18 protein-coding genes are annotated in these 16355 nt (G+C 70.0%); 7 read left to right on the top strand and 11 right to left on the bottom strand.

Annotated features, from left to right (window positions below; genetic code table 11):
- Positions 1–10: 10 nt before the first annotated feature.
- From A5730_RS00845 to A5730_RS00830, 4 genes are all read right to left on the bottom strand, one after another.
- Positions 11–1996 carry a 4-alpha-glucanotransferase gene (locus A5730_RS00845; RefSeq protein WP_067894283.1) on the bottom strand — a complete coding sequence of 662 codons (1986 nt, stop codon included), beginning with the start codon at positions 1994–1996 and terminating at the stop codon, positions 11–13.
- 125 nt (positions 1997–2121) lie between these two features.
- Entirely contained in the window at positions 2122–2757 is a 636-nt protein-coding gene (gene phoU, locus A5730_RS00840) for a phosphate signaling complex protein PhoU (RefSeq protein ID WP_067894281.1), read from the bottom strand.
- A 40-nt stretch (positions 2758–2797) separates the two neighbouring features.
- Positions 2798–4126 carry an MFS transporter gene (locus tag A5730_RS00835; protein WP_067894362.1) on the bottom strand — a complete coding sequence of 443 codons (1329 nt, stop codon included), beginning with the start codon at positions 4124–4126 and terminating at the stop codon, positions 2798–2800.
- Between the two features lie 177 nt (positions 4127–4303).
- On the bottom strand, positions 4304–4891 hold the full coding sequence (locus tag A5730_RS00830; protein ID WP_067894279.1) for a hemerythrin domain-containing protein: 588 nt from the start codon (positions 4889–4891) through the stop codon (positions 4304–4306).
- Between the two features lie 185 nt (positions 4892–5076).
- On the opposite strand from A5730_RS00830, the gene A5730_RS00825 reads away from it, so the two are divergent.
- The 3 genes from A5730_RS00825 to A5730_RS00815 all read left to right on the top strand — a co-directional run bounded on the left by A5730_RS00825 (position 5077) and on the right by A5730_RS00815 (position 7027).
- Complete coding sequence (locus A5730_RS00825; RefSeq protein ID WP_067894357.1) at positions 5077–5961, top strand: cyclopropane mycolic acid synthase family methyltransferase; 885 nt, start codon at positions 5077–5079, stop codon at positions 5959–5961.
- Between the two features lie 141 nt (positions 5962–6102).
- Positions 6103–6612 (top strand): hypothetical protein, encoded by a 510-nt coding sequence (locus A5730_RS00820; protein ID WP_082946655.1) that lies wholly within the window; start codon positions 6103–6105, stop codon positions 6610–6612.
- 61 nt (positions 6613–6673) lie between these two features.
- Entirely contained in the window at positions 6674–7027 is a 354-nt protein-coding gene (locus A5730_RS00815; protein ID WP_067894274.1) for a VOC family protein, read from the top strand.
- A gap of 3 nt (positions 7028–7030) precedes the next feature.
- On the opposite strand, the gene A5730_RS00810 is transcribed toward A5730_RS00815, so the two are convergent.
- Positions 7031–7297, bottom strand: a complete 267-nt coding sequence (locus A5730_RS00810; RefSeq protein WP_067894267.1) for a YdeI/OmpD-associated family protein — start codon at positions 7295–7297, stop codon at positions 7031–7033.
- Between the two features lie 37 nt (positions 7298–7334).
- Positions 7335–8225, bottom strand: a complete 891-nt coding sequence (locus A5730_RS00805) for a hypothetical protein (RefSeq protein WP_067894354.1) — start codon at positions 8223–8225, stop codon at positions 7335–7337.
- 50 nt (positions 8226–8275) lie between these two features.
- Between A5730_RS00805 and A5730_RS00800 the strand changes: the two genes are divergently transcribed.
- A complete protein-coding gene (locus A5730_RS00800) occupies positions 8276–8995 on the top strand; it encodes a CoA pyrophosphatase (protein ID WP_067894265.1) in 720 nt (239 codons plus the stop codon).
- 27 nt (positions 8996–9022) lie between these two features.
- Here A5730_RS00800 and A5730_RS00795 read toward each other — a convergent pair whose 3' ends face one another.
- Positions 9023–9592, bottom strand: coding sequence for a PadR family transcriptional regulator (locus A5730_RS00795; RefSeq protein WP_067894263.1), 570 nt, complete (start codon positions 9590–9592; stop codon positions 9023–9025).
- A gap of 115 nt (positions 9593–9707) precedes the next feature.
- Between A5730_RS00795 and A5730_RS00790 the strand changes: the two genes are divergently transcribed.
- Positions 9708–10130 (top strand): nuclear transport factor 2 family protein, encoded by a 423-nt coding sequence (locus A5730_RS00790; RefSeq protein WP_067894261.1) that lies wholly within the window; start codon positions 9708–9710, stop codon positions 10128–10130.
- 9 nt (positions 10131–10139) lie between these two features.
- The gene (locus A5730_RS00785; RefSeq protein ID WP_067894259.1) at positions 10140–11177 is read left to right on the top strand and encodes an LLM class F420-dependent oxidoreductase; all 1038 of its coding nucleotides are present in this window, start codon (positions 10140–10142) and stop codon (positions 11175–11177) included.
- A gap of 11 nt (positions 11178–11188) precedes the next feature.
- Here the strand turns inward: A5730_RS00785 and A5730_RS00780 are convergent, their stop codons facing one another.
- Both A5730_RS00780 and A5730_RS00775 read right to left on the bottom strand, forming a co-directional pair.
- Positions 11189–12232 carry a DUF3533 domain-containing protein gene (locus tag A5730_RS00780; protein WP_231994587.1) on the bottom strand — a complete coding sequence of 348 codons (1044 nt, stop codon included), beginning with the start codon at positions 12230–12232 and terminating at the stop codon, positions 11189–11191.
- Between the two features lie 142 nt (positions 12233–12374).
- Positions 12375–13562, bottom strand: coding sequence for an MFS transporter (locus A5730_RS00775; RefSeq protein ID WP_067894254.1), 1188 nt, complete (start codon positions 13560–13562; stop codon positions 12375–12377).
- 228 nt (positions 13563–13790) lie between these two features.
- Between A5730_RS00775 and A5730_RS00770 the strand changes: the two genes are divergently transcribed.
- Positions 13791–14069, top strand: coding sequence for a hypothetical protein (locus tag A5730_RS00770; RefSeq protein ID WP_067894251.1), 279 nt, complete (start codon positions 13791–13793; stop codon positions 14067–14069).
- Positions 14070–14160: 91 nt separating this feature from the next.
- On the opposite strand, the gene A5730_RS00765 is transcribed toward A5730_RS00770, so the two are convergent.
- The gene (locus A5730_RS00765) at positions 14161–15108 is read right to left on the bottom strand and encodes an FAD-binding oxidoreductase (protein WP_067894248.1); all 948 of its coding nucleotides are present in this window, start codon (positions 15106–15108) and stop codon (positions 14161–14163) included.
- Between the two features lie 21 nt (positions 15109–15129).
- Positions 15130–16347: a GNAT family N-acetyltransferase gene (locus A5730_RS00760; protein ID WP_067894245.1), complete on the bottom strand. Its 1218-nt coding sequence runs from the start codon at positions 16345–16347 to the stop codon at positions 15130–15132.
- Positions 16348–16355: the final 8 nt, after the last annotated feature.

The following is a 16355-nucleotide window of genomic DNA, read 5'->3' as shown; positions in this document are numbered from 1 at the left end:
CTGACCGCGATTAGGACGACGCGCGGAAAACCGCGGTGATCTCGGCGACCCTCGGGTCGGCGCGCAGCTCCTCGAGCGTTTCCGGCAGCGGCAGCCGCCAGTTCGGGTACTCGTCGACCGTGCCGGGCAGGTTGGGCTGGCGGGGTTCGGCCAGCGCGTCGTACGGCGAGATCAGCTTCAGCCGGCTCGGGGTGGCGGCCAGGAACCGGTGCATCGCGGTGATGATCGCCGCCTCGTCCGGGTCCGGGCTCGTGAGCAGTCCTTCGGACCGCAGCAGCTCCACCCATTCGGCCCGTTCCTTGTCGGCCACCGACTGCTCGCCCGGCACGTCGTCGAGCAGGCCGAGGTCGGCGCGGGCCCGCACGTGCTCGCCCCGCAGGAAGCCGGCCGCCGTCGGGAGGTCGTGGGTGGACAGGCTGGCGGCCGCCCGCGACGGCCATCGCCGCGGCGGGAGCAGCGGTTCGCCCGCCGCGGATTCGTCGCGGGTGAACCAGGACACCGCGCACCCCAGCATCTCGTTGTCGGCGAGGGCCTGGGTCACCTCCGGTTCGACCGTGCCCAGATCCTCGCCCACCACGGTGGCCCCGGCCCGGTGCGCTTCCAGCGCCAGAACCGCGAGCATGACCTCGGCGTCGTAGTGGACGTAGGTGCCGCGGTCCGGGCCGTCGCCCGGCGGAATCCACCACAGCCGCCACAGGCCGGCGACATGGTCGATCCGCAGACCGTCGGCGTGGGCCAACACGGCGCGCAGCATGTCGCGCAGCGCGGCGTAGCCGGTGGCGGCGAGGCGGTCGGGCCGCCACGGCGGCAGTCCCCAATCCTGGCCGCGCGGGGTGAAGTTGTCCGGCGGGGCCCCGATGCTGACCCCGGTGGCGAGCACGTCGGCCAGCGCCCATGCGTCGGCGCCGTTCGCGTCCACGCCCACCGGCAGGTCGTGCAGCACGCCGAGCGCCATGCCCGCCGCCCGGGCGGCGTCGCGCACCGCCGTCAGCTGTTCGTTGCAGCGATGCTGCACCCAGGCATGGAAGGCGACCCTGGGCGCGAGGTCGCGCCGGGCCGCCGTGACCGCCGGCCCGGCGACGTCGCACCGCGGCGCCGGCCACCGGGTCCACCGGCCGCCGTGCCGCTCGGCCAGGGCGCAATAGGTGGCCCAGTCCCGCAACCCCGTCTCGGCGCCCGAGCCGTCCAACGGGCTGGGCCGGCCCTCGGCGCGCCAGAGCAGTTCCAGGGCCGACCGCTTGGCCGCCCACACCAGGTCGTAGTCGATCCGCTCGGTGGTCGCCGAGACCCGTAGCGCATCGACCTCCGCGCGGGTGGCCGGGTCGGCGCGGGAATAGGCATCGAGGTCCTCGATGCGCAGGGCCAACGGATTGGCGAACCGCCGGCTGGACGGGGTGTAGGGCGACGGCTGTACGGGATGCGTCGGCCCCGGCGCGTGCAGCGGGTTGAGCAGCAGGGCGCCCGCGCCGTGTTCGGTGGCGGTCCAGTTCAGGAACTCGCGCAGGTCGCCCAGGTCGCCAATGCCCCAGGACCGGCCCGAGCGCAACGCGTAGAGCTGCAGCATCCAGCCCCAGGTCGCCGGCGTGGGCGGCACCCGCGGCGGGGCGGCCACCAGGGTGGCCTCCTGGCCGTCGCGCAGCTGAAGCCGATACCAGCCCGCGGGCAGGTCCGCGGGCAGCTCGTCGCGCACCTCGATCCGGTCGCCGTCCTCGCCCATCAACACCGCGGCCCCGGGCAGCCGCCGCGGTCGCCCGCCCACGCGCACGGCCATGGTGGGCGCCAGGGCGCCGGCGCGCTCGCGCGCGGCCAGCTTCGCCAGCTCTTGGCGCCGGCCGGCCTCGCTGGCGGCATCGACGTCCAGCAGGCCGAGCACCCGGATCACCACGTCGGCGTCGACCTCGACGGGTTCGCGTCGTTCGTTTCGGTAGGAGGTGGCGACCCCGTGTGCCGCGGCCAGCCGGCGCAGGTCCTCGGGGACCGCCTTGGGCTTGGCCATCAGCGCGCCGGCCCTTGCAGGACGTGGGCGTCGAAGAGGGGGCGGCGGCAAGGCGGCTTCACCTCGCTTATATACCCACGCCGCGGCTCCTCACACGGAAGCCGTTTGGTTGCAGGCGCTTTCGCCTACTGCCCGGTGGCCTGGAAGATGACCCGCCGGGCGATCTGCACGGCGTGATCGGCGAATCGCTCGTAGAAGCGCCCCAACAGTGTGACGTCCACCGCGGCGGCCACGCCGTGCGGCCAGCCGGGATCCATCAGCACCGCAAGCAATTGGTGATGCAGTTCGTCCATCGCGTCGTCGTCGCGGCGGATCTGCGCCGCCCCGCCCGGATCCTGGGCCAGCAACACCTCGCGGGCGTCGCCGGCCAGGTGCTCGGCCACGTCGCCCATCTCGGCGATGTGCCGGCGCACGTCGTCGGGCACCGCGTTGCGCGGATGACGCATGCGGGCGATTTCGGCGACGTGTACCGCCAGCCCGCCCATCCGCTGCGCGTCGGCGGCGATGTGGATCGCGCTCACCACCGCGCGCAGATCCGTGGCCACCGGCGCCTGTAATGCCAGCAACGCGAAGGCGGTCTCCTCGACGTCGTGGTCGACGGCGACGAGGTCCGACTGGCCGGCGATGACGCGTTCCGCCAGCACCAGGTCGGCTTTCAGCAGCGCCTCGGTGGCCAGCGCGATGGCCTCCCCGGCCATCGCGCACATCGCCCCGAGCTGTTGGGTTAGCGTTCCCAACTGGTGATGAAAAGCGCTCCGCATGCCTAAAGAGATTAGGCAGGGACGCGAAAAATAAACGTCGCTAGCTGACGTCGTCGGCCAGCGCGCGCGCCTCCTGTTCGGTTTCCACCGCGGGCCCGGACCCCGGCAGCGGCCTACCGGCGACCTCGGGCGTGAACACCAACGTGACCGCCCCCACCAGGCCACCGAAGATCATCATGTAGGCGGGCGCCATGACGTTGCCGGTGCCCGACACCAGCGCCTGGGCGATCAGCGGCGTGGTGCCGCCCACCGCCGATATCGCGATGTTGTAGGAGATGGCCAGCGCACCGTAGCGCACGCTGGTGGGAAACAGGGCCGGGAGCATCGCGGGTGCGGTGCTGTCGAAGCAGAGCTCCATCAATCCGATCAGCAGCACCCCGAGGAAGATCACCGGGTAGATGCCGCCGAAGCGCATGAGCAGGAAGGCGGGAATGGAGCCCACGATCAACAGTGCGCAGCCGGTCCACATGATCGGTTTGACGCCGATGCGGTCGGACAGCGCGGCGACGAGCACCACGGTGACCATCAGGATCGCCAGCGTCACCACGATCATCACCAGCCCGGCGGTGTGGCCGACGCGCACGAACAGCTTGAGGTACGTCGGCAGGTAACCGGTCAGCATGAAGTCGGCGACCTGGGAGGTCAGCACCAGCGCCGCGCAGATCAGCAGGCCGCGCCACTGGTCCAGCACCGTGCGCCGGAATTGCTGCCGCCCGCCGCCCGGCGGCCCCGCGCTCTCGGCCGCGTTCTGGTAGGCGGACGACTCCTTGAGTCGCAGCCGCAAAAACAGCGCGAACAGGCCGAAGGGCGCGCCGAGCAGCAGCGGAATCCGCCAGCCGTAGGCCAGCCAGTCGTCCTCGGGCAGCCAGCTCTGCAGCGCGGTGACCATCCCCCCGGCGAGCACGAATCCGACCAGATTGCCCATCGGCAGGAAGCCCACCATCATGCCGCGCTTGTGGTCCGGGGCCTGCTCGACCAGATAGGTCATCGCCCCGACAAACTCACCGCCGGTCGACAGGCCCTGAAAGATGCGGGCGATGGCGAGCAGGATGGGCGCCCAGATTCCGATGGCGCTGTAGCCCGGCAGCAGGCCCGTCACGGTGGTGCTCACCGTCATCATCAGGATGGTGACGACGAGGACGCGGTGCCGTCCGATGCGGTCGCCGAGCGGGCCGAAGATGAAGCCGCCGAGCGGGCGCACCATGAACGCCGCCGCCAGCGTGCCGAAGGTCGCGATCAGATGGACACCGCTGACGCTCTTACCCGGATAGAACACCTGGGCGATGGTCGTGGCGATGTAGCCGTAGACACCGAAGTCGTACCACTCCATGAAGTTGCCGATGGCGGTGCCCATGATGGTTTGGCGCATGGCCGGGTCGGCGACCCGGATCTCGTCGCGGGCCCATTTCGTCCGGCGCGGTCGCGCGTTCATCGCCCGATTGCGTACCCAGAAGTCTCGCGGGCCGAACACTTCTCACTCCCAACCGGCTGTACGTCGGAATTGACCGGGGGCCGATCGTAGCCACCGGGCCTTGGTCGACCGAACTCACTGACCTTTCAGGCTGCCGATGCGGAGCGAAAAGTCCTTCGGCTCGGACCGCTCCTTCGGCGGCGCGGTGGCCTCGACATCCTCGACGTAGCGCTGCGGGTCCCGGTCGACGATGGGCAAGCCCTTGGTGGTGGGATGCTCGGCCATGAACTCGCTGTACTGCCGGCCCAACGCCTCGCGCAGGCCGGCGGGGGCGGCGCGGCGGAAGTCGGAGAGCCCCTCGCGCTCCTCCTCCCCCATGTGTTCGTCGTTGGCCTCGCGGGTGCGGCCGACCGCCGCCCACCACTGCTCGCTGCCGACCCGGGCGGCGTTGGCGTCGCGCACGCCGTCGCGGATGTCGTTGTGATCCCCGATCGCGTCGAGCGTCTCGCCCTCGGCGTCCTGCGTGCCCCGCTTCAGCAGCTGCGGGTAGAAGATCTTCTCTTCGATGTAGGCGTGCACGTCCAGCTTGTCGGCGAGGGGGCGCCACACCCGCGCCAGGGCGGTCTCGTCGACCGGTGTCTGCGCCTGCAAGTAGTCCAGCTTGGCGAACTGTTCGCGGAACCACTCGTGGTCGGCGAGGATCAACATGGTGATGTCGGCCATCGCGGCGCCCCGCCTTTCTCACCCGCTACGGTTCGCGGCCATGTTGTCCCATCGGGGCGGGCCAGTCAACCGGCCGGGCGACGTGGGGAAAGGCCTCGCCAACCGTGCGGATACACTGGGGCGTCAGCATGTCGATCGACCGCGATCGCACGCGGGAAAAAATCCACCAAAGTCAGAGGTTGTTTGTGCCCGAGAACCGCAGCGAGCCCGTGAGCCTAGAGCCGCATTTCGACGACGTTCAGGCGCACTACGACTTGTCCGACGACTTCTTCGCGTTGTTCCTCGACCCGACGCGGACCTACAGCTGCGCCTACTTCGAGCGCGAGGACATGACCCTCGAAGAGGCACAGCTGGCCAAGGTCGACCTCTCGCTGGGCAAGCTCGGGCTGCAACCGGGCCAGACCCTGCTCGACATCGGCTGCGGCTGGGGCACCACCATCATCCGGGCGCTCGAGCAGTACGACGTCAACGTCGTCGGCCTCACCCTGAGCCGCAACCAGCAGGCGCACGTGCAGCGCCGCCTCGACGAGCACCCCAGCCCGCGCAGCAAGCGGGCGCTGCTGCAGGGCTGGGAGCAGTTCGACGAGAAGGTGGACCGCATCGTGTCCATCGGCGCCTTCGAGCACTTCGGGCGCGACCGCTACCCCGACTTCTTCAAGATGGCCTACGAGGCGCTGCCCGACGACGGTGTGATGATGCTGCACACCATCATTCAGCCCAGCCGCGAGGAGTTCGAAGAGCGCGGGCTGCCCATCACCATGACGAAACTGCGGTTCATGAAATTCATCATGGACGAGATCTTCCCGGGGGGAGACCTGCCCGCGGCCAAGACCGTCGAAGAGCAGGCGACCCGCGCCGGCTTCAGCCTCAAGCTCTACCAGCCGCTGCGCCCGCACTACGCGCGCACGCTGGACACCTGGGCGGCCGCGCTCGAGTCGCGCCGCGACGAGGCCATCGCCATCCAGTCCCAAGAGGTCTACGACCGGTACATGAAATACCTCACCGGTTGCGCCGACCTGTTCCGCGAGGGCTACACCGACGTCGCGCAGTTCACCCTCACCAAGGGCTGACGACGCCGCCGCCCGTGCGGGCGGCACATGACTGACCCGGGGCGGTTTATCAGCTTCGCCCCCGGGGTAAATCCACGAGCAACAACCTGACTCGGTGCGCGTCGGCATTCGTCGGCGCAAAACCGCAGGGGAGGACTGATCGTGGCTGCCAAATATCGGATGCCCGCGACGCCGGAGCAAAGTTCGGCGGTACGCTGGCCCGCGCGCCGCGGGTCGGGTGTCGCGGCGGTGTGCGAAGTCGCCTCGGCGTCCATGCTGTGCGCGGCGGCGTGTGCGGCACTGCTGCTCAACGCGCCGCACGGCCAGAAGCGAACCATCGAGGCCAGCCAGGAGCCGCCGGTGGCCTCGCAGTCGGTGCGCCAGGAGGGCACGGTGATCGCCGTGTCGCCGGGCTCGGTGACCGCGCGCAGCGCCAACGGGTACACCCAGACCTACCTGGTCACCCCCAACACCGCGCTCATCGGCCATGGCGGGGGCCAACCCGCCGGTGTCGCTTCGCATTTCACGGTCAACGACCACGTGGAGATCGTGGGGACCATTCAGGGCGGCACCGCTCTGGCCACCGCGGTGGCCGACCGTGACGCCGGGCGCGGGGACGGGCCGCCCATGGATTACCTTGACGGACAGGTGATTCCGGCCGGCCGGACCTGATCTTGACCGCTCGCCCGCTCCCGCGGCCTAGTCTGTATGCCATCCGGCCAGAGGAGGCACCGTGAGCGAGCACGAAGTGAAGATGATCATCCTGTCGACCGATGACCTCGAAGAGTCGATCCGGTTCTACAGCGAGACCCTGGGAATGGCGCTGAAATTCCGCGACGGAGCGCACTTCGCCGCCCTCGACGGCGGGCCCGTCACGCTCGCCCTCGCGACCCCGGTGGACCATCCCATCCCGGGGCAGGTCGTCGTCGGCATCAAGACCGCCGACGTCGACGCCGCGGCCAAGGCGGTGGAGGCCAGCGGCGGCGGCATCGTCAAGGGTCCGTACGACGACGCACACGAACGCCGCGCCGTGGTCTACGACAACAAGGGCAACGGCCTGGTGTTCTACAAGCCGCTGAGCCGCTGACAGTTATTTACCGGTGCGCTCGCGGTGCTTGCAGCCCGGCCAGCAGCACGGCCGGCGCTTGCCCTCTTCCAACTCCTCCTGCGTCCGGCGGATGCGACGCTGCCGGGTCGCGTCTTGCTTGGCGTCCTCCACCCAGCAGATGAACTCGTTACGGGCCAAGGCCGTGATGTCGTTCCACGCGGCCAGTGCCGTGGCATTGCCGATCAGCGACTCGCGCAGGTCCGCGGGCAGCTTGTGTACCACTCCGCCGGGTATCCGCTGGTTGCTCATGCGGCCAGGCTAACGCGCCGGCACGGGCACGCAGCCATCAGGAAGCCAAATGCGCGCTGTCGTCGTGCAATTCGTCGCGGCGCAACCCCATCGGCGTGAGGCCGGGAACGTCGCCGCCCGCCACCACGGCGCGGGTGATCGGTGTGAGCGCCCGAAACAGCGTTTCCACCTCCTCGTCGCTGAGCGCGTCGAGCGCCGACAGGGACAGCGCATCGGTGGACCGCTCGATGTGGTCTTTCAGTTCCCGGCCGGCGCTCGTCAGCGACCCGTCAGCGTCGAGCAGCCCCCGATCGGCCAGCCGTTGCTCGTGGTGCCGCCACGCCGCCTCGTCGTAATCGCGGGTGCGCGCGATGTACTCGCGCGGCACCCCGCCCGCCGCGGCGTGCAACACGTTGGATTCCCGACCGGAGATGCCGGCGGCGGCCAGCACCGCCACGTGACCGTCGCCGCGTTGCTCGCGCAACAGCGTGGTCGCGTGCCACAGCGCGGCCAGCGGATCGTCGGGCCACGGCAACGCCGAGTTCGCGGCAAACAGCGGACGCCCGTCCAGCGGCGCCAGTCTTGCCGCCTTCCCCGCCAATTCCGCTGCGATGCGGACGCTTTCGACAGACTCCAGCCCGTACCGGCGCAGCGCCGCGACGGCCGAGTCCTGCCGGGCGCGCAGCGCCGCGTCCGGGCCGGCGATGTGCCATGCCGCCGGCAGCGCCTTGGCCACCCGCTCCGGGGCGAAGTTGTAGAAGACGGCGGTGACGACCTCGCGCGGCACCATCCCCAGCGGCGCCGAGCGGGCGGCGAAATAGCCCATCCAGAATCCGCGGTAACCCAGGCCGTCCAGGGCCGCCCGCGCCTCCGGCGCGAAGTACGTCACCGCGTGCACCGGTTCGAAGCGGTCGAAGAAGCGCCGGGCCAGTAGGGGGTTCCTCTGCACGGTCGCAGTCAACCACATCGGGGCTCGGCCTTGCGCTTAGTCTCGAACTCGTGACCATCCCGTACGACGAGGCGCTGCGTGAGCGGATCGGCGGCCATCTGGCGAGCCATCACCGTCGCGAGGTCACCGACCCCACGAAGCGCCACGCGGCGGTGGCCGTGGTGCTGGTGGACTCGACCCCGGGCGAGGACCGGGTGGATCCGGCGCCGGTGGACGAGTGGAACGGCGACCGCGGGATGCCGGCGCACGGCCTCGACGGCCGGATGGTCGACGTGTCCGGTGGCGCGGCGTTCCTGTTGTGCCGCAGGGCGTCTCGCCTCAGCTCGCACGCTGCGCAATGGGCGCTGCCCGGCGGTCGCCTCGACCCGGGCGAGACCGCCGTCGACGCGGCGCTGCGGGAATTGCGCGAGGAGGTCGGCGTCGCCCTGGCCGCCTCGACGGTGCTTGGGCTGCTGGACGATTACCCGACCCGGTCCGGGTACGTCATCACCCCGGTCGTGATCTGGGGCGGCGGCCGCCTCGATCCCCGGCCGGCGCCCGACGAGGTGGTGGCGGTGTACCGGGTGGGCCTGCATCAATTGCAGCGCGCCGATTCACCGCGGTTCATCACCATCCCGGAGAGCCCGCGCCCGGTGGTGCAAATCCCGTTGGGAAACGACCTGATTCACGCGCCCACCGGCGCCGTGCTGCTGCAACTGCGGTGGTTGGGCCTCGAAGGCCGCCCGGACCCGGTCGACGAGCTGGAGCAACCGGTCTTCGCCTGGAGATAGCGGTCGAGCGCCATGGTCGGCGTCGGCTCACTCCTCGGCCCGCGCGGACAGGCGATGTTCCATGACGGCCAGCGCGCGGCTGGCCCAGCGAATGTTCTCTTCCTCGAACGCGATTCCGCGCAGCAGCGTCAGGTAGGGGCCGATGCGCTCGGCCTCGGCCAGGAATTCCTCCTCGTCACGTCCGTCCAGCACCCGCGCCCGTAACCGTTCGTAGCGTTGCAGTTTGGCCGTCGCCCATTGCAGGCGCTCGTCGATGAATTCGCGCACGGCGCGGGCGTCCCCGGCGTCGGCGGCCTGGACCTTCACCATCAGTTCGTCGCGGATCGCCGACGGCCTGGGCGCCTTGGCGGTGAACTCTCCGATCGCGGCGCGACCGGCGTCGGTCAGGGAGAAGAGGCGCTTGTTGGGCCGGCGCTCCTGGTGCACCAGCCGCGCCTGGATGAGCCCCTGGTCGGCGAGCCGGTCGAGTTCCCGGTACAGCTGCTGCGGGGTGGCCATCCAATAATTGGCGACCGAGGCGTCGAAGTCCTTGGCCAGGTCGTACCCGGACGATTCGCCCTCGAGCAGGGCGGCCAGTACCGCGTCACGCAGCGACATCCAAAGATGCTACAACGGCGCGATTAATCAACAAAGTGATTAATCGCACTATGGACATGTGAGATCCCACCGCATAGCGTCAACGGCACTTCCCAACGAAATGTGAGGTGGGCGGATGCATCCCTTCCGCAAGGCGGTCGAAGAGCGTGACGAGCGGGCCATGCAGGCGCTGCTGGCCGACGATGTCGTGTTCACCAGCCCGGTGGCCTTCAAGCCCTACGTGGGCAAGCCGATAACCGCCGCGATCCTGCGCGGCGTATTGCGAATCTTCGAGGACTTCCGCTACATCCGTGAGATCCACGACGACGGCGGGCGCGACCACGCTTTCGTGTTCGAGACCGGGATCGCCGGGGCGCCCGGCGTCAAGATCACCGGTTGCGACTTCCTGCACTTCGACGACGACGGGCTCATCGACGACTTCATGGTGATGGTGCGGCCGCTGTCGGGCGCCAAAGCGCTCTCGGAGGCGATGGGGGCGCAGTTCGACCGGATCCAGCGCGAGGCGCTCGAGCTGGCCGACGAGTCCACCACCGCGTAAGGGGGGAAGATGCGAATCGGTTTGGGCATCAACTATGCGGGCGGATTCAAGGACGTGGCCGCCGAAGTCGCCGACCTCGAGCGCGCCGGGCTCGACATCGTCTTCGTCCCGGAGGCGTATTCGTTCGACGCGGTGAGCGCGCTGGGCTACCTGGCCGCCAGCACCGATCGGGTCGAACTGGCCTCCGGCATCCTGCAGCTCTACACCCGAACGCCGACGCTGACCGCGATGACCGCCGCCGGCCTGGACTACGTCTCCGACGGCCGGTTCACCCTGGGCCTGGGCGCCTCCGGCCCGCAGGTCATCGAGGGCTTCCACGGCGTGCCCTACGACGCGCCGATCGCCCGGACCCGCGAGGTCATCGAAATCTGCCGCCAGGTGTGGCGCCGCGAGACGGTCAAACACCAGGGCCGGTACTACACGATCCCGCTGCCGGCGGGGCAGGGCACCGGCCTGGGCAAGCCGCTGAAGCTGATCAATCAGCCCGTCCGGGAACGCATTCCGATACTGATCGCGGCGCTGGGACCGAAAAACGTGGAGCTGGCGGCCGAGGTCGCCGAGGGGTGGCAGCCGATCTTCTATCTGCCCGAGAAGGCGCAGGAGGTGTGGGGGGAGGCGTTGGCCGCCGGCCGCGCCAAGCGGGACCCCGGCCTGGGTAAGCTCGACGTCTTCGCCGGCCCGGTGCTGGCGATCGGCGAAAACGCGGAATCCCTGAGGGAATTCGTCAAGCCGCACTTGGCCCTCTACATCGGCGGGATGGGGGCCAAGGGCAAGAACTTCTATCACACGCTGGCCACCAAGTACGGCTACGGCCCGCAGGCCGACCGGATCCAAGAGCTCTACCTGGCGGGTGACAAGGAGGGCGCCGCCAAAGTGGTGCCCGACGATCTGGTGCGCGACGTGAACCTGATCGGGAGCCGCGCGTTCGTCAAGGATCGCCTGGCCGCCTTCCGGGAAGCCGGGGTTACCACACTGAACGTTTCGCCCATCGCGTCCACGCCCGGCGAGCGGATCAAGCTGATCGAGACCCTGCGCGAATTAGTGTGAGCCTGAACGCCTTACGCTTCGGCCGGGGAGCGATGTAGCGCGCGGGAACACGCTAGCAACGCGGCCAACGTGATCGAAAGCCATACGGCCAGAACGACGAACGGCAACGCGCGCTGGTTCTGCGGGAAATAGGTTGCGGTGTGGATGGCGGCGACCGTGGCACCGCTCGGCAGTGCGTGGTTGAGAACCGCAAACGGCTGCGGCAGCAGCGACGCCGACACCGCGCCCCCCGACGAGGTGTTGCCGAGCAGGATGAACACGCCCCAGGTCGGGATGATCGCCCAGCGGTGGATCAACACCAGCATCGTCGAATTGAACAGCGCCGCAATGGCAATCTGCAGCGAGATCACCAGCCACAGTTCCGGGAAGCGGGTGTGCAGCGCCCCCAAAACGGGCCCGGCCACCACGGCAAGCGCCGCCCCGCCGATGACCGCCAGTGCGCCCACGCACGTCAACCAGCCGCGCAGCGTCAGCGTCTTGACGTTGGCCCGCAGCTGGAACATCGTGACGAATCCCAGGATCGTCGCGGCGATGGTGACGTAGAAGGTGGCCAACCCGGATGGGTCGGAGGCCGGCAGCGGATGCAGATCGGTGATCGGCAGCAGGTAGCGTCCCGGCGCCGGCTCGTCCAGTTGCGTCAGGACGCGCACCGCCGACGAGCCGCTGGCGCTCGACAGCAGGAGCTGGGGCGGCGCGACGGTGGCGTCGATGACGGCGGTGATCGTCTGATGATCGATTGCCGCGACGGCCGCCTGCCTGGATGGGTAACCGCGGACGCTGAATTCGTGCTGCCCCTGCTGCATTCCGGCGACGATGGGCGCGGTTACCGAGGCGGGACCGACGACCCCGATGGGCAGCTCCCGCGGCGCGGGTCTGCCCAGGGCCACCGTGTAGGCGGCCGCGAACGTCGACGTCATCACGAGGGCGATCGCCATCACCGCGGCCGCCTTGCGGATCTCGAGCGGAATGCGCCCCAGGGACAGCCGATTCACCGGGGGCCGTGCGGATTCCCCCGAATCGTGGTCGTTTTGAGTGACCGGCGGCGCGGTGCTCACTGATGCGTTTCTGGTCATGGTGCGGTTGCTGTTCTCCGGTCCGAGGGCCGCGCTCGGTGAAACCCTCGAGCCCCGCCGCGGATGGTGATCGATCACTCCCTGGTACCCGCGCGCCGCCCGGCGAAACATGCGGTCGGCGGCGTCAGCCCTTTCGGTGGGCGTCGCGTCGAAGGCGCACCGCCCGACTGGCGGCGGCCAACAACGCCAACGCCGCCATCACCGCGAGGATGGTCGTCGAAACCGCCGATCCGACCGTCGCCAAGATGAGCGGCAGGCCGAAACCGATGTACGTCACCACGTAGAACGCGCCAACGAGCCCGCCGCGCAAGTGTTTCGGCGCCGCGGACTCCAAGTCGATCAGGCCCTCACGCAGACAGAGCCCGGACGCGCACCCGAGCACCAGGAACAGCGCCAGGCCCAACGCCGGCGACATGGTCGGCGGGGCCAGCGCCGTGACCGCGTAGCCGAGGGCGGCCAGCAGGGCGCCGACGGTGCCGGCCCGCGGCCCCCAGCGGCGCGCGCGGGCGAGCACTTGGATAAGCCCGCTGACCCCGTTGACGAGCAGCGTGGCGGTGCCGATCGCCATGGGGGCGGCCAGCCCCGTGTGGACGCGGCCGGGGATCGCGACGAAACCAAGGGTCGCCGACGCGAACACCCATGGCGCCAGCGGCATCGCCCAGCTCAACGCCCGCGCGGCTCCCTGTCCCGGGTTCGTCGTCGGCTGCTGCACCTGAGTGGTTGGCGGCGCGGTGGTGCGCGCGCCCCGCGCCGCAAGAACCGCGAAGGCCATCGCGGCCACGCCGATCGCGGCCGCGATCACGAACGACAAGAGGATGCCGCCCGGGCCGGCCTTGACGATCAACGCTCCAGCGAACGGGCCGATCGCAAAACCGCCCATCAACACCGCTCCGGCCATGGCGGCCCCGGCCGGACCCTTCAGATCGGAGGCCCAGGCGGTGCAGGAACTCATGGCCAGGCCGACGCCGAACCCGACGACCAGGCGTCCGACGAGCAAGACGTCGTACTGCTGAGAGCACAGCATCGCCACCGTGCCGGCCACGGCGGTCGCCGCACCCGCCAGCGCCACCGGCCGCCGCCCGAACGCGTCCGACGTGCGCCCGCCGACGAGCAGACCCGGCACCAATCCCACGGCATACACGCCGAAGATCGCATCGAGGGTGGCCGCGCTGAGGCGTTGCCGAACGCTGAGCAGGGGCATCAATGCGACGAAGTGGTTGGCGACCCAGCCGACGGATAACAGCAGCACCAACACGGCCGCGAACACGCCGCGGTCGGAATTTTGGGCACCCGCCTTGCCCAGTGTCGCCACCGACGGCCGCGGAGTTGACCCGTTGGCTAGGGACACTGGACGTTTCCTCCCCGTGCGGCTCGGCACGACAAACCCTAAAGGACGATGCGGACGAGGCAGTTATTCCCCATCGCGTGCGGTTTGCACGCGGCGCAAACGCGGGAACCGACCGGGCAAATCTCGTGCGGGGGTTTCAAATCGGTCGATTTGGTGTACTGATACCACTACTCGACTCCAGGGAGGCAAACCATGAAGCAAATCGCGGCCGCGGCGTTCGCGATGGCTGTGCTGCTGTCCAGCGCGTGTTCGGCCTCACAGGTCATCAACACCGGCGGCGACACCAAGTGCAAGGAGTTCACGACGCAGGACGAGAAGAAGCAGAACGACGAGGTCAGCAAGATGCTGAAGGACAAGAACGGCACCGACCCGGCCAACGCCGAGATCTCGGCCACCCGGCTGTCGGCCTTGACGTACTGCCAGACGTTGGGCAAGCCGGACACCAAGATCTCCGAGGCGCCGCACGGCTGACGGCGCCCGCCGGCCCGCACCGAAGCGGTTGCGCGCCAAGGCTTTACTCGTCGGCGGCATCAGCGTCGCATCGAGTAACCCTGCGCCGCAACTAGTTCAACACCAGCTCGACCGGCGTCTCATCGCTGAGGGCCGCGCGCGCGAGCAGCTCACCCAACAGCGGGCCGAACTTCATCAGGTTGGCGCCGACGAACGCGAGAACGCGCCCGCGCCGCGCCACCGTCCAGCCGTCGCCGCCCGCGTCCAGCCACGGCGCGCGAACGGTCACGCAGTCCACCCGGTCCACCGGGGAAAGCGTGGGAAACAACGCGCGGACCGTCGCGGGATCCGGTGCCTCCTGCCCGAAGGCCCAGCGGCCCGTGCTGCCGAGCGGCAGCCCGTAGCCCTCGGGCGCCGACAGGCACACCGCCCCGGTCGCATCGGCGCCCTCGTAGGTGAATCGGGTGTGCGGCGCGAAGTCGACACCGAGCGGGCCGAAGAGCGCGGGGGTTTGCACACCGGCGCAGACCAGCACGCGATCGCCCCGCAGCACGGTGCCGTCGGCGAGCGTCGTCGCGCCGTCGTCGGCGACCGACACGACCTCGTCGCGGCGCACCTCGACCCGCAGCGCCAACGCGGACAACGCCCGGCGGATGCGCAGGCTGCCCCCGAGGGGGTCCAGCACGCCTGACTCCCAGGGCGCGGCGGCGAAAGGAATGCGCGCGGCGATATCGGCCCGGTCCAGCCAGTGGAACGCCGCCCCGGCCTCCGTCATCGCCTCCGCGGTCTCCTCGCAGGCGCCGGCGGTGATGAATCCCTCCGAGCCCAGCAACCGGCCCGCACCGAGTTCGGTCTCCCAGCGCTGCCAGCCGGCGCGGGCCCGCAGGGCGAGGCGGCACAGCGCCGGGCGTCGGTGCGCGATCCGGAAGATACGGGCCAACCCGGTGGATTGCTCACCGAATGGGCGCCCGCGCTCCAGCACGATCGCGGGCTCCCCGCGCCGCGCCAGCTCGTAGGCGGCGGCCAGCCCACACACCCCCGCGCCGACGATGACGATCACGCGACCCGCATACCCGCGCGGCTAGAAGAAGAACCCGGCGTGGGGCGCCTGTGCCACCGCGAACAGGCGGTCGGCCGCGGCGATCGCGGCCGGGTCGTCGGCGCGGGCAAGCTCTGCGACGGCGAGGTCGCGCCACGTCGTGCCGCCGAGCAGGACCGCACCCAGCCCCTCGGCGTCGACCCGCAACTGCGCGGGTTCTTCGGTCGGCCCGGCGCCGTCCGGCGTGATCACAAAGCTGCACGAATTATGTTGCAGCTGAGAATCATTCAGCGCGATGGTGACCGCGTCGCCGTCGCCGTAGCGACGCGCCGCCAGGGCCCGCGGCGCGTCGATGACGCGCAGCCAAGTCTCGTCGTGCACCGCGGTGACCCGCGCCGCCCCCCGATCGGCCAGCAGCCCGGGCAGCGGGTCGTCCAACGGCAGCATCCAAAAGACCACGCGGTCAATGAGATCGAGCCCGAGCAGGAACCGCAGCAGTCCGAGGTAAGCCTCGGCGGTGGGGGCGAAGAAGTCCTCCACCGCGATGGTGCGCTGGTCGCTGACGAACCACCTGTCGGTGTCGACGGGTCGGTAGCGGGCGAACCCCGATTCGGACCCCGGCGCCCCGTGCACCGCGACATACGAAGGCTGCGGCGACATTTCGGTGCGTAGCCGCAGACCTTGCCACCACGCGTCGGGCCGGTCGATGGTGCCCGGGCGCGTCGGACGGTTCTCGGCGTAGATCCGGGGCAGCAAATCCCAGGCGTCCGCCGGGTCGACCAACCGCACCGGGCCGCCGTCCCCGACGTCGCGGCGCAGCGCCGCCCGCGCGGTGTGCACCTCCACCGTCTGCGACGAGCTGGCGACGCCATAGCCGTATCGGCCGTAGATCGTCGCCTCCGATGCCCGCAACGAGGCGACCACCTCACCGCGGGCGGCGATGTCGCTCAGCTGATGACGGATCAGCTCGGTGGCTACGCCGCGCCGGGTGAACGACGGCAGCACACCGATGTGCGTGACGGCGGCGTGCCCCACCACCGCCCCGCCGGGCAGCGTCATTCGGCTCGTCACGGCGTCCGCGGTGCCCACCAGCTGGCCGCCCACGAACGCGCCGACGGTGCGGCCGGGCTCGAGCAGCTCGGTGATCCGGCCGGCCGGCAGGTCCGGCAGCGGCGGGAACCCGATCATGGCGACCCGAAACACGTTGGCCGCGGCGAGCAGGTCCGCTTCGCTGTCGAGGATCCGGATCTCGGTGGTCATCCGGCCAT

Origin of the sequence: Mycobacterium sp. ACS4054, assembly GCF_001667275.1 — a bacterium.
GTDB lineage: Bacteria > Actinomycetota > Actinomycetes > Mycobacteriales > Mycobacteriaceae > Mycobacterium.
The sequence above is the reverse complement of the archived record's forward strand: the minus strand, read 5'-3'. Positions and strand labels throughout refer to the sequence as shown.

Coding starts and splice junctions, on each gene's coding strand:
- A5730_RS00835 (WP_067894362.1), bottom strand. CDS start 4,126: ATGCGCCAAACCATCATGGGCACCGCCATCGGCAACTTCATGGAGTGG.
- phoU (WP_067894281.1), bottom strand. CDS start 2,757: ATGCGGAGCGCTTTTCATCACCAGTTGGGAACGCTAACCCAACAGCTC.
- A5730_RS00760 (WP_067894245.1), bottom strand. CDS start 16,347: ATGACCACCGAGATCCGGATCCTCGACAGCGAAGCGGACCTGCTCGCC.
- A5730_RS00795 (WP_067894263.1), bottom strand. CDS start 9,592: ATGTCGCTGCGTGACGCGGTACTGGCCGCCCTGCTCGAGGGCGAATCG.
- A5730_RS00845 (WP_067894283.1), bottom strand. CDS start 1,996: ATGGCCAAGCCCAAGGCGGTCCCCGAGGACCTGCGCCGGCTGGCCGCG.
- A5730_RS00770 (WP_067894251.1), top strand. CDS start 13,791: ATGAAGCAAATCGCGGCCGCGGCGTTCGCGATGGCTGTGCTGCTGTCC.
- A5730_RS00785 (WP_067894259.1), top strand. CDS start 10,140: ATGCGAATCGGTTTGGGCATCAACTATGCGGGCGGATTCAAGGACGTG.
- A5730_RS00790 (WP_067894261.1), top strand. CDS start 9,708: ATGCATCCCTTCCGCAAGGCGGTCGAAGAGCGTGACGAGCGGGCCATG.
- A5730_RS00830 (WP_067894279.1), bottom strand. CDS start 4,891: ATGGCCGACATCACCATGTTGATCCTCGCCGACCACGAGTGGTTCCGC.
- A5730_RS00810 (WP_067894267.1), bottom strand. CDS start 7,297: ATGAGCAACCAGCGGATACCCGGCGGAGTGGTACACAAGCTGCCCGCG.